Genomic DNA, 12,157 nt, shown 5'->3' with positions numbered 1-12,157 from the left:
GCTAAGGCTCCAAGTTGTCCACCGCGTATTGGGCCTCCTCGGGCGTGAATTGCTCACCGTACTCGGAGACCAGCTGGTCATAGATCGCGTCCGGTGACATGGCCATCCTGTCTTGATAGGACTTCGCTTTCTCCAACGCGTTGCTGTAGTAGTCGGCCTGTAGGTTCTCTATCGCATACTGGGCGGCTTCCGGTGAGAACTTTTCACCGTACTGGCTGGTGAGCTGGTCATAGATTCCCTGCTTGGACATGTGCATCATCGTTGAATAGGTTTCGGCTTTGCGCAGCGCGGATTTTTGTTCCTTGGTGACCTGTGGCATGTCCGATGCCTCAAGCAGTAGTGGCGCTGGCTGAGACGCGACCGAATGTGAAGCAGGCGCCGTGCTCGAAAAGTCATTGGTACTGCTCATCAGCGCGGAGCAAGAACCAACAAAAATGACGACTCCAGCCACGATTGCTCCCCAGGTGAGGCAGCCGGCCTTCTTGCGAACCGGTTGCTGCTGAGGGGATGGGTAAGTCATGGAAAGCTCCTTAGAAATCTGTGCAGTGGAACTGCTAATGCTGTGAATAAAGTGAACGTTAGCTGGGCTGCCGGACATAACTGCGGGAAAAGAGAACACCTGTTCCAATTTGCTGAAGTTGCAGCCGGATTACACTGGGGAGCCATGGGTGGTTTTTTCAAACCTGGACGCCTCAACTCCTGGGGTTTGATCCTCGGTGGCATCATGTTCGCCGTGGCTGCGACCCCATCGCTGCTGCCACGAAGCTGGCTGTTCCAAGCAGTGGCCAGCGGTTTTTCAGCTGCATCGGGCTACGGGCTCGGGGTGTTTTTGCGCTGGAACTGGCGGAACTGGGGTAGGGAAGTAGCTGCGGTGTTCGGCCATAAATTCCTCAAAGCATTCGCCCTAGAGGAGGAATGGGCGGCATTCAAAGAATGGGCAGCTCTTTCTGAAAAAGCTAGGGTTCGGTTGGAACTGGTCCTGCTCGCCCTAGTTTTGGTGTGGGCGAGCTACATCTCTGTGTCAGCGATTCGCTGGCAACGTGAACTACACGAATATATGGGCATGCCCCAGCAGTTGGGGTGGAAAGCCCTCGGAATCGTTCCCATTGGGTTAGGACTGTGGGCGCTCGTCTTGCTCATTGTCCACGCGTTGTTGCAGTTGGGGCGCTTTGTAGCCCGTATCGCCCCGGACCACTGGACCGCAGCTGCCCATTCCATCATTGCCGGTTTCGTTGCCCTGAGTCTCGGGCTGTGGCTGGTGGACTCGGTGATTCCCGGGACCGTCATTCGGGTGTTTGAGTCGGGAGCTGCGGTGACGAATGCTTCTCCTGACCCTGATGCACAACGCCCAAGTGACCCGTTGAAGTCCGGCTCCGAATATTCCTTCAATAGGTGGGATGACCTGGGCGCGCAGGGCTCTCGCTTTGTCACGATGGGGCCCAGCAAGGCCGACATTGAGCGGGTGACCGGTCAGCCTGCCAAGGAACCAATTCGGATGTATGCGGGGTTGCGCGGAGCTGAGGATCCCTCGGAGCAGACAACCCGGCTGCTTGCTGACCTGCGCCGGACCCACGCGCACGAACGGAAAGCCGTTTTGATCGCGGGGACCACGGGTACCGGCTGGGTAAATCCGACGGCCGCGCAATCCTTCGAGCTGCTGTATGGCGGAGATACCGCTGTAGTGGCCATGCAATATTCAAACCTGCCATCCCCGGTGCAGTTCATTTCCTCCAAAACTCAAGTCCATGAATCCGGCAAGGCGCTGGTCTCTGCGATTGTTGCTTGGCGCGATAGCCTGCCAGCAGAGCAGCGCCCCGAGCTGTACCTCTTCGGTGAATCGCTGGGAACCACCCAAGGGGAGGGAGCTTTCGACGGGGTGCGCGATATCACCCGCCAGCTCGATGGCGTGTTGTGGGTAGGGCCGCCGAACTCGAATGAGCTGTGGGCGTCGATAAGCCTGCGCCGCGACCCCGGCACCCGCGAAGTCGCGCCGGAGTATGGCGGCGGTACCACGGTGCGGTTTGCGGAAAACTCGCAGCAGATTGGGCGCATGCTTCACGACGCCGCCCCCTGGAATCGCCCGCGTATCCTCTATATCCAGCACGCCACGGATCCGATCGTCTGGTGGTCGCCAAATCTGCTGTTTGAGCAGCCCGACTGGTTGCGGGAATCGCCGGGGATTGGCCGGCACCCTAGCATGAGCTGGCAGCCAGTGGTGACGTTCTGGCAGGTGACCTTGGACATGGCGAACTCGGTGAGCGTGCCCACCTACTACGGCCACAACTACGGTTCGGAAGTGCTCGATGGGCTCGCTGCTATCACGGGATATGAGGGTGACCTGGAGCCCCTGCGCGAGGCGTTGGTAGTTTACTAGGCTGGTTCCCATGATTCTCATCAACGTCAAATACAAAGTCCGCCCCGAGTTCGTCGACACGTTCCGTGAGGAAGTCGCCGCCTTCACCAACGCAACCCGCGCTGAGGACGGCTGCCTGTTCTTCGAGTGGTACAAATCCACTGACGAGCCAGACGTGTTCATCCTCGTCGAAGGCTTCAAGGATGATGCCGCCGAGGCGCACGTTTCTTCTGAGCACTTCAAGCAGGCGTGCGTCGATATGCCGAAGCTGCTGGTGGAAACCCCAACCATCATCAACACCCTCATCCCAGGCAAGACTGAATGGGACGAGATGGCGGAATTCAAAGTAGAAGGATAATTAAGGGTTAAAGCAACTGGGGAAGTAGGCTGATAGATATGGGAAAGAACAAACTACCAAAGCTATCCAAAGAAGCCTACGAAGCCGAGCTCAAGCGGCTCCAGGCTGAACTCGTCGATATGCAGCAATGGGTCGTCGAGACCGGCGCCCGCGTGGTCATCATCATGGAAGGCCGCGACGCCGCAGGTAAGGGGTCCGCTATCAAGCGCATCACCCAGTACCTGAACCCGCGCACCTGCCGCATCGAAGCGCTGCCGGCACCGAACTCCCGTGAACAGGGCCAGTGGTACTTCCAGCGCTATGTGGAAAAGCTGCCAACCAAGGGCGAAATCGTTATCTTCGACCGCTCCTGGTACAACCGCGGTGGCGTCGAACGCGTCATGGGATTCTGCACCTCCCAGGAATACCGTCGCTTCCTCCACCAAGCGCCGATCTTCGAGCGTCTCCTGGTGGAAGACGGCATCCTACTGCGCAAGTACTGGTTCTCCGTCTCCGATGAAGAGCAGGTCAAGCGCTTCAAGTCCCGCCGCAATGATCCGCTGCGTCGCTGGAAGCTTTCCCCCATGGACCTGCAGTCCATCACCAAGTGGGAGGAATACTCCCGCGCCAAGGACGAGATGTTCATTCACACCGACATCCCGTCCGCGCCGTGGTACACCGTGGAATCCGAAGACAAAAAGCGCTCCCGCATCAACGTCATCAGCCACCTGCTCTCGACCATCCCTTACGAGAAGATCGAGCGCCCGATGCCGGAGATCCCAGAGCGCCCAGCGTCCGTCAATGACTACGTGCGCCCGCCACGTTCCGATTTCCGCTACGTCCCCGATGTCGCTGAAAAACTGGAAGTAAAGAAAGTGGCTAAGAAGGACAAGAAGAAGTCCAAATAAGTCCTGATAGAGCGCGGAAGGCGGAGGGGTACGCCTTCCGCGCTTTTTCATACCTGCGAGTGCTGATAGCCATTTGTTTTCCGGATCCTAATCCCTACGCCTTGGCCAGCTATTCTCCTCGGTTTTTGCGTCAGGAAGGGGAAGGGATTTGCCACGCACAACAAATCCCTATCGGGTAGTCGCTGGTTCGCAGCCAGCAAGTTGAAGCAGCAATAAACACGTTGATTTCCGATACTCGAACCACGAAAATCTGGCACACTCGTGGGTATGACTACACCTGAAGTTTTGACTGAAACCCGCGCCTCAACCGGCGTCTTGACCCTTAATCGTCCGAAGGCCTTGAATGCGCTGGATCCAGAGATGGTCCGCATTATCACTGAGCAGCTGGAGGAGTGGCGCGATGACCCGGAGGTGCATCGCGTCATCATCACTTCGAACTCGGAGAAAGGGTTCTGCGCGGGCGGCGACATCAAAGTGGTGCGGGAAAAGGCGGTGGAAGGCAATCACGAATTCGGGGATCAGTTCCTGCAGGCTGAGTACACCATGAACGCGATGATCGCGAACTTTCCTAAGCCGTATGTCGCGATTATCGATGGTGTGGTGATGGGCGGTGGTTTGGGAGTGAGTGCTCACGGCAGCCACCGCGTGATTTCTGAGAAGGCGTTCGCTGCGATGCCGGAAGTGGCCATTGGCTTTGTCCCTGACGTGGGAGTTTCGTGGATGAGCACCCATGTGGAGAGCCAGGAGGGGCGTCCGCTGCCGGAGGTCGCGAAGTTTGCCGGTGTGACCGGCTACCGCCTTACAGCCGCGGACATGCTGTACACGGGTCTGGCGACGCATTATGTGCCGCACGAGGACATGCAGCAGTTCACTGAAATGCTGATCGCGGAGTCGCTGGACGAGGCACTAGAAAAGTATGCCGCTGATCTGGAAGAGGAGTCCTTCCTCAAGGCCAATCTCGCGGTGATCGAAGAGTGCTTTGGCCACGATACGTGGGCTGACATTGAAGAAGCTTTGGGTAAGGCGGATAAGGAGTTCGTGGACCTGGTATGGGATCTGCTGAGTGCAGGTAACCCGGCCTCTATGGTCGCTACCGTGGAGCTGTACACCGCGAACGAAGAAGCAGACTCAGTAGAAAAGGGCCTGCACAATGAGTATGCGATCGGTTCCGTGCTGCGCCGCCAGCCAAACTTTGTGGAAGGTGTGCGTGCTGTGCTCGTGGATAAAGATCGGAATCCGACGTTCGTTCCGGATAAACCGAGCGATGTGGATCCGATCCAGTTCCGTTCGGTGCTGAGCTAGCCATGGGAGCTAGCTACAGCAGCTAGCTCCTGGCGGCGTCGTAGAACTGTTGTGCTCGTTCCGCAGATAGCGGGGCGGGCACGTTTTGTGCGAGGACGGCAGCGCGCACCTCTGGGGTGAGCGGTGGCAGTTGCAGCTCGGGGTGGCTCAGCAGCGTCACCGCGTAGGTGTCGGCTGTGATGGGGATGAAGGCGTGGGTCCAGCTGCGCAAGATGGGCTTGACCACGATGTCCAGGTTCCACTGCTGTGCGCACTTCACGGGGAGGGTGGGGGTGCACAGGGCAGGGAGGAGCTGGTGCTGCCCAAACTCGAGGAGTTGCTGCCCTGCATGAGCGTGTGGGGTGCGGACGAGGTGGGGGTCTGCCCAGCTCCAGGTCCATTGGTCGTCGGTGACGGTGGCGACAACGGTTGCGTTAGCGGACAGCGGCCCGCGGGTGGTGGTCAGATGAGCACACCCGGTGGCTAGGTCGAGGTACGTGCCGGGGTGGGGGACAAGGGCGTCGTAAAGCAGCTGGTGCTCGGCGGAGAGGTGCCAGGCGTCGGCGCGGATGTCGTCGAGAAGCATGTTGCCGGGCAGGTCGTAGAGGGCGCCGTCACGCAGGATAGCTTCGGTGGGGTTGGTGGCGAGGTAGGCGTCGACGGGGCGGCCGCTCAGCCCAGCTGCGGTGAGCAGTGGTGTCTCTGGGCCGTGGGGCGGCAGGGTGAGCCATACGGCGAGGATGGCGGTGTCGCCGCCTGGCATGGTGGCGCGCAGGATCGGCATGCCGCCGTGGAGCGTGCGGGCAGCACCGATAAAGTCAGGGTGTTCTTCGCCGACGCTGCCCCACAGCTCAGGCAGGTTGAACCGCTCGGCGGCTTCCTGCATGCTTAACGACGCCCACTGCCACCCATCCTCAGTCACATTCGCGACGCGGGTAGCAGGGAATGTGAGGTCCGGGCCGTGCTGACGCCCGAAACGCACCTCAGCATCGTGGTCGGAGGTATGGGACACCTCGGTGGCGACCACTGGGCCGATGAGCTGCGGAATCAGGGAATCGACCCAGCGTTGCCGTACGAGTCCGTCGGCAGCGACCTCGGAAACGGTGGTGGGGGCGTGAAAATTCATGATTTGCTTTCTGGTAGCTGGAAACCGTGGCGGAGCACCCTCATGCAGTTGGTCACACACTCTTCCGGGGTGCGCCCAATTGTGTCATTGGCACTGCCATGGAAGAAGCGGACGAGGCTACCCGCCAGTGCTTGGGCGGTGACAATGACCACCCACTCGATTGTGTTTGTGGTTAGCTCCGGGTGCAACCTGTGGTAGCTGCTGACGACGCTCGCACTCAGCCGGTTGAGGTCAATTCCAGTGGGGGAGAAGTTTGGTCCGGTGAGGGCGATGATTCCTCGCAAGCTCTGGGACCTTTGCGCATCCTGGTGGAGTACCTGCAGCGTGACCTGCTCAATAGTGGCGAGGAGGTCAGCGCCCGGGGAAGTGGTTACAATGATCTGGCAGAACTCATCGATCGCTTCGGTGCTGAAGAAGTGCAGGGCCTCGTCCCGGGAAGAGAAGTAATTGTGAAAGGTGCGGACCGAAACATGAGCCGTTTGGCAGATTTTCGCAACGGTAGCTGCGGCGATGCCTTCTGAGAGTGCGATCTCTGCGGCAGCGGTGGCTAGGGCTGTTTTGGTGGCAGCTTTCTTTTTCTCGCGATGCGTCAGCACGTGGTGTCCATTCGATTGACTACTTACCCCAAGAAATCTAACACTAACTTCTGTATCATATAATCTGATACAGAAAGGATGTGGGATGGTTTCACTCAATACTGAGAATCCTGCGCCCCTTTACCTGCAGCTTCGCGATTCGATAGTGTGCGAGATCACCGCGGGGCGCCTGAAACGTGGCTCGAAGTTAGGCTCTGTCCGCTCGGTGGCTGCTGATTTTGGGATTAACCCTGCGACAGTTAAACAATCCTACGACCTGCTTCAGGAACAGGGGATCGTCGTAACGCGTGGCCGCCAGGGCACCTTCGTCGCGGTAAACAGCATTGACCTGCTTGTGCAGCAGCTGGGGATTTTGCTCGACCAGGGGTTTAGCGCTGCAGAGATCCGGTCCTGCCTTGCGCAACTAGAACAGGAGCACGCGAGATGACAATTCTGCTGGCTCTGTCGAACGCCCTCGTTTGTTGTTCCGGGATGCTCTATACCCGGCTTGCTCCCCACGGAACTGCCTTCGGATATCGTGTTCCCTTCGACTTCGACCGCGCTCCGGAGTTTCGCCGCTTCAATTTCAGCTGCATCCTGGCTGCACTTTTCGTTTTTGTGCTGACTGTGACGCTTCCTGCTTTCGCCGTGCCCATCGGGCTGGTGGCGATCCCCGTCTTAGGATGGTGCTGGCTGGCTTCTCGACGCCGCATCCAGCCACATCGCATTGAAGGCGAAGTCCTGAGCGGATCGCTCACTGGTGATGGCGACAACATCATCACCGTTCCGCCCGTGAATCTCCTTGGCTACTGGCTTGCCCTGGCGATCATCCTGCTCACAGTCGCCTATGTCGCCACGCGCTGGCCCGACATCCCAGCGACCTTCGCAACGCACTTTGACGGATCCATGCAACCCGATGCGTGGTCCGACAAATCGGTGGGCTCCGTGTTTGCCATGAGCATTCTTAACCTGGTGGTGTGGCTGTTGCTCTTGGGATGCATGGCACCGTTTCTGGTTGTGCCGATCTACGCCCGAACTGACACCAGCCCCGGAGGCATGGCCGCAACGGGGGCAGCGGTTTCGGCTTCGGCCACGGCGTTGGGATGGTTCGAGTTTGCATTAGCTGCGGGTCTGAGCCTGGCGCAGCTGGCGATGGTGATTCCCGACTGGTCAGGGCTCATGGGGGTTGCCGTCACGCTGACGCTGGTGGGGAGTATCGGTGGCACCATCGGCCTCATCGCCTATATCATGCATGCCATGGATAAAGCCCGCGCCCGCTATCCCCGGGAATACAGCAGGTCCTTCCGCTCAGACAGCTATTACAAGGCCGGGATGTTTTATGTGAATAAGGATGACCCGGCACGGATCGTCGATAAGCGCGATGGCGTGGGCGTGTCCTTCAACTTCGCGCACCCGCTCGGCACAATCTACCTCGTCACCGTGCTGCTCGTGAGCTTCGCGCCGCTGCTGCTAGTGTTTTTGTAAAACCTAGGAGGCTTCATGTGGCATGCGGTCAGCTTCGCGCTGATGGACTCGATCAACGTCCTACTCATCGGCGTGATCGTGACGATCGGTGTGCTACTGCCCCCGCGCGCGCCTTATCGACGCATCGCGGCGCTCCTCGTCGGTGGCGATTGGCTGGGCGTGTTCCTGCTGTCAGTGCCGACCCTGGTGGTCTTCGACCGGATCAAAGGAATCCGCGGCGCCCTGGAATCACCGTGGTTTGGTGCCATCCTGATTGCCGTCGGCGTGCTGGGGGCTGTCATGACCTTCCGCGGCGGCGATAACACCGCCCTGGTGAATCGCATCATGCGGCCCCTGCAAACGCCGTCCTGGCGCACCGCTGGGATGGGATTCACCCTCGGCGTCATCCAATCCGCCACCTCAGTCCCCTTCTTCGCAGGTCTTGCCTACCTCAGCGCAGGTGGCTTCAGCCTCGGATTCCGTTACACCGCGTTGGTTCTCTACGCCACCCTGGCGCTGAGCCTGCCCTTTATCACCGCGATCCTCGTGGGCTTCGTTCGTGCCTACCCGAACAGCCCTGCAGGCAGGGGATTTGAGTGGGCGCGGAGCAACACCAAAACGCTTACCCCGATCGCCGGGTATCTCGTGTCGGCGATCCTGGTCGCTATGGGTCTGCTGCATCTTTAGCTGCTGGCGAATTTGTGGTTCTGATTAGCCACAGCGGAGGTGATTTTTGGTCAGATCGAGCCAGAAATTCGGCCTGCCTAATAGCGCAGCACTTTCACTGTCGCTTCGCTGTCTGGGTTGGCGAATTTCTTGGTTACTTCATCGACGCGGATGGTCGCGTTGGGATCGACCTCCGGCGGGTTACCTGCTGGTTTTCCTGGGCACGCGTCGACTTCGGTCGGATTAAAATAGACAACATCCGTGTCGCCGCCTTCGTACTTCACCGCGAGTCCGGAGTGAGTCTCCCAGGCCTGGGAGTTGTTGCGGATCGAGTAGATGTCCTTCTCGCGGAAGCCGAGCTTGGTGAAGGATTCCTGTTCAGCGTATGGGCAGATGACATACGCCTTATCGATCTTCTTCTTGGAAACCTCCGACAGCACGATGTGATCGGACCTCGAGATCGCGGTTTCGAAAGGCGATTGTCGCAGGCTGACATCGACAAACCCTGCTACCACCACTAGTGCGATTGCTGCACTCGCTCCAACGAACCAGGTCGAACGCTTCATTGTGGCACTCCCCGCCGAAAATAGCCCTTTAGGTTAGGAAAAAAAGCATACAGTGATGCTATCAATGAAGCTTCGTGAAAACTAGATACTTTAACTTAGGAGGTCGAATTTCTGGGTCGATCTGGCAGGAAAACACCCCCGTCGTGGCCAAACCGAACCAGAAATTCGACAGCGGTTAATCAGCTACCAATGGCTCCATGGTGAGCTCCGGATGCTCCTTCTCGATGAACGCGAGCTTCCATTTGTCACCGAAGAGGGCGATGAGCTCTCCGTCGGTGCGGGTGAAGATTTCCACGCCTCGCTGACGGCCTAGCTCAGGGGCGGATTCGGCGTCGGTGCGACGCGCGACGGAGTACGGAATTGGGTCGGTTTCGGTTTCGACGTTGTATTCGTTTTCCATGCGGGCCTGCATGACTTCGAACTGCATCGGGCCGACGGCTGCCATGACTGGGTTGGCATCGCCACGGGCGTCGTTGCGCAGGATCTGGACCACGCCTTCGGCGGCGAGCTGGTCGAGAGCCTTACGGAACTGCTTGTACTTGCCCAGCGACTTGGCGCGCAAGGTGCGGAAGTGCTCCGGCGCGAACTGTGGCATCGGTGGGAATTGAACTTTGTTGCCCTCGTAGATGGTGTCGCCAGGGGCAAGCGATCCGGCGTTGACCAGGCCGACGATGTCGCCAGGGTAGGCGGTCTCCACGGTGGAGCGGGTGCGGCCGAACACGGTGAGGGCGTATTTGGTGGAGAAAGAGCGACCCGACTGGGCGTGGGTGACCTGCATGCCGCGGTCGAATTCGCCGGAGACGATGCGCATGAAGGCTAGGGAGTCGCGGTGGTTCTTGTCCATGCCGGCCTGCACCTTGAATACGACGCCGGAGAAGGAGTCGTCGATCTCTCGGGCCGCATCAAAGGTACCGGTCGCTTTTTCGATAGCGACAGGATCGGACTCTCGGCCCCGCGGAGAAGGAGCCAGGGCACACAGCGTGTCCAGGATCTGGTGCACGCCAAAGTTCAGCATCGCGGAGGCAAAGATCGTTGGGGAAGTGGTGCAGGATTCGAAGAGTTCCTGGTCATGGACAGCGCCGTCCATCGTCATCAGTTCGACCTCTTCCACGCAGGTATCCCAGGCATCGCCCTCACGCGTGGCGGCCTCGTCCGGGGTGTAGTGTTCTTCCGGCGCGATGGTCGAACCACCTGCGGTGCGCAGGAAGTGAATGTACTCGTCCACTTCGCCGTCTTCGGTGATCCGCGCGAGGCCACGGAAGTCACCGGCCTCACCTACGGGCCAGTACATCGGGGTGGGTTGCAGCTGGATCTCGTTGACGATCTCATCCACGAGCTCGAGCGGGGAGCGGCCCGGGCGGTCCCACTTGTTGATCACGGTCACAATCGGCAGGCCACGGGATTTACACACCTTGAACAGCTTCAGCGTCTGGGGCTCCAGGCCTTTGGAGGCGTCGACAAGCATGACTGCGGCGTCGACGGCGGTGAGCACGCGGTAAGTGTCCTCGGAAAAGTCCGCGTGACCCGGGGTGTCCACCAGGTTAATCATGTATGGTTCGCCCTCGTGGCCCTCGGGCGCATATTCGAACTGCAGCGCGGAGGAACCGATGGAGATGCCACGCTCTTTTTCCATGTCCATCCAGTCCGAAACGGTGGACTTGCGGCCCGCCTTGCTGTGCACGGCGCCCGCCTCGGAAATGACGTGCGCGTGTAGCGCCAACGCCTCCGTCAGCGTGGACTTACCAGCGTCGGGGTGGGCAATGACGGCGAATGTGCGGCGGCGTGACGCCTCGGTGGCAATGGAGCTCATGACGTATAAGAATAGCTGGCATGACTGTCCTATCCCAACTGTCAGTGCCCATCGTTGCAGCTCCCATGGCTGGGGGACCGTCCACGCCCGCGCTTGTCGACGCCATCGCCGCCGCAGGCGGATTCGGGTTCCTCGCGGCCGGGTACCTCACCCCGGAAAAGCTGCGAGAGAAGATGACTGCTGTGACCTGCGATCGCTATGGGGTAAACCTGTTTTATCCGCAGGCCCCAGTGACGGACCTCAGCCCAGTAGACCGCTACGCCGACGCGCTTGCACAGGTGTTTGCCGAGCATGACGCACAGGTGCCGGACTACGCAGCAGCCGACCCTACCGACGGGTTTGCGGCGAAACTGGACGTGGTGTGCGAACTACGCCCCAGCGTGGTCAGCTGCACTTTTGGACTCTTCACCGTGGCAGAAGTAGAACGGCTCCACGAGCGCGGAATCGAAGTATGGATGACAGTGACAAACCCGCAAGACGCAAGGGAAGCGGTAACCCGAGGCGCCGATGCCCTGATTTTGCAAGGCCCTGAGGCCGGCGGACACCGTTCGACGCTCACAGTAGCTGAAGAACCGGATCAGCGATCGCTGCTTGAGTTGCTCGGGGCAGTGGACGTCGATAAGCCCGTGCTTGCTGCCGGCGGCCTGACCACCGCAACCGCCGTCCGGGCCGCACTTGACGCCGGCGCCGTGGCTGCCGCGTGTGGCACCGCCTTCCTGCTTGCTGACGAAGCAGGCACCGCAAAGCTCCACCGCGAGCAGGTCGCCCGTGGCGGAAAAACCGCCCTCACGCGCGCATTCTCCGGCCGGTGGGCGCGTGGCATCGAAACACAATTCATGCGCGACCACCTCGATGCCCCCGCCATCTACCCCCATGTGAACACTTTAATGAAGCCCGTTCGGAGCGTTACCTCGGACACAAATTACGTCGCTGCATGGGCAGGTACGCAGGTAAAACATGCTTTTATGGGATCCGTAGCGGAAATCGTTTCCGCCCTGACTGAGGGGTTGCCAGACAACCAAAGCAAAACCCGGTAAATTCGAATATGTATGTCAACTAAACCATCACCCG

13 protein-coding genes are annotated in these 12,157 nt (G+C 59.5%); 8 read left to right on the top strand and 5 right to left on the bottom strand.

Translation table 11 applies throughout. The features are described 5' to 3' along the window. Position 1: 1 nt before the first annotated feature. Positions 2-520, bottom strand: coding sequence for an Ltp family lipoprotein (locus tag HW450_RS03250; RefSeq protein WP_182386585.1), 519 nt, complete (start codon positions 518-520; stop codon positions 2-4). A 144-nt stretch (positions 521-664) separates the two neighbouring features. On the opposite strand from HW450_RS03250, the gene HW450_RS03245 reads away from it, so the two are divergent. From HW450_RS03245 to HW450_RS03230, 4 genes are all read left to right on the top strand, one after another. Then, positions 665-2,374 carry an alpha/beta hydrolase gene (locus HW450_RS03245; protein WP_182386584.1) on the top strand — a complete coding sequence of 570 codons (1,710 nt, stop codon included), beginning with the start codon at positions 665-667 and terminating at the stop codon, positions 2,372-2,374. Positions 2,375-2,384: 10 nt separating this feature from the next. Further along, the gene (locus tag HW450_RS03240; protein WP_182386583.1) at positions 2,385-2,711 is read left to right on the top strand and encodes a putative quinol monooxygenase; all 327 of its coding nucleotides are present in this window, start codon (positions 2,385-2,387) and stop codon (positions 2,709-2,711) included. Positions 2,712-2,749: 38 nt separating this feature from the next. Beyond that, positions 2,750-3,598 (top strand): polyphosphate kinase 2, encoded by an 849-nt coding sequence (gene ppk2 / locus HW450_RS03235; RefSeq protein ID WP_182386582.1) that lies wholly within the window; start codon positions 2,750-2,752, stop codon positions 3,596-3,598. A 267-nt stretch (positions 3,599-3,865) separates the two neighbouring features. After that, complete coding sequence (locus HW450_RS03230) at positions 3,866-4,900, top strand: enoyl-CoA hydratase/isomerase family protein (RefSeq protein ID WP_182386581.1); 1,035 nt, start codon at positions 3,866-3,868, stop codon at positions 4,898-4,900. 22 nt (positions 4,901-4,922) lie between these two features. Here HW450_RS03230 and HW450_RS03225 read toward each other — a convergent pair whose 3' ends face one another. Both HW450_RS03225 and HW450_RS03220 read right to left on the bottom strand, forming a co-directional pair. Further along, positions 4,923-6,005, bottom strand: a complete 1,083-nt coding sequence (locus tag HW450_RS03225; protein WP_182386580.1) for a DUF6882 domain-containing protein — start codon at positions 6,003-6,005, stop codon at positions 4,923-4,925. Continuing rightward, positions 6,002-6,601 carry a TetR/AcrR family transcriptional regulator gene (locus HW450_RS03220; RefSeq protein WP_182386579.1) on the bottom strand — a complete coding sequence of 200 codons (600 nt, stop codon included), beginning with the start codon at positions 6,599-6,601 and terminating at the stop codon, positions 6,002-6,004. The genes HW450_RS03225 and HW450_RS03220 overlap by 4 nt, the downstream gene beginning before the upstream one ends. A gap of 85 nt (positions 6,602-6,686) precedes the next feature. Here HW450_RS03220 and HW450_RS03215 point away from each other — a divergent pair, with 85 nt between their 5' ends. From HW450_RS03215 to HW450_RS03205, 3 genes are read left to right on the top strand one after another with little or no spacing between them, the layout of a single operon-like run. Next, positions 6,687-7,028 (top strand): GntR family transcriptional regulator, encoded by a 342-nt coding sequence (locus HW450_RS03215; RefSeq protein ID WP_182386578.1) that lies wholly within the window; start codon positions 6,687-6,689, stop codon positions 7,026-7,028. Beyond that, on the top strand, positions 7,025-8,065 hold the full coding sequence (locus tag HW450_RS03210; protein WP_182386577.1) for a DUF1648 domain-containing protein: 1,041 nt from the start codon (positions 7,025-7,027) through the stop codon (positions 8,063-8,065). Before HW450_RS03215 ends, HW450_RS03210 begins: the two co-directional genes overlap by 4 nt. A 15-nt stretch (positions 8,066-8,080) precedes the next feature. Continuing rightward, complete coding sequence (locus tag HW450_RS03205) at positions 8,081-8,731, top strand: hypothetical protein (RefSeq protein ID WP_182386576.1); 651 nt, start codon at positions 8,081-8,083, stop codon at positions 8,729-8,731. A gap of 77 nt (positions 8,732-8,808) precedes the next feature. On the opposite strand, the gene HW450_RS03200 is transcribed toward HW450_RS03205, so the two are convergent. Beyond that, complete coding sequence (locus HW450_RS03200; protein ID WP_182386575.1) at positions 8,809-9,276, bottom strand: hypothetical protein; 468 nt, start codon at positions 9,274-9,276, stop codon at positions 8,809-8,811. A 175-nt stretch (positions 9,277-9,451) separates the two neighbouring features. Further along, positions 9,452-11,086, bottom strand: a complete 1,635-nt coding sequence (locus HW450_RS03195) for a peptide chain release factor 3 (RefSeq protein ID WP_182386574.1) — start codon at positions 11,084-11,086, stop codon at positions 9,452-9,454. Positions 11,087-11,106: 20 nt separating this feature from the next. On the opposite strand from HW450_RS03195, the gene HW450_RS03190 reads away from it, so the two are divergent. Next, positions 11,107-12,123, top strand: coding sequence for a nitronate monooxygenase (locus HW450_RS03190; RefSeq protein ID WP_182386573.1), 1,017 nt, complete (start codon positions 11,107-11,109; stop codon positions 12,121-12,123). The last annotated feature ends 34 nt before the right edge of the window (positions 12,124-12,157 follow it).

Source organism: Corynebacterium hindlerae (assembly GCF_014117265.1).
Classification (GTDB): domain Bacteria; phylum Actinomycetota; class Actinomycetes; order Mycobacteriales; family Mycobacteriaceae; genus Corynebacterium; species Corynebacterium hindlerae.
This window is presented reverse-complemented; position numbering and strand designations above follow the sequence as displayed.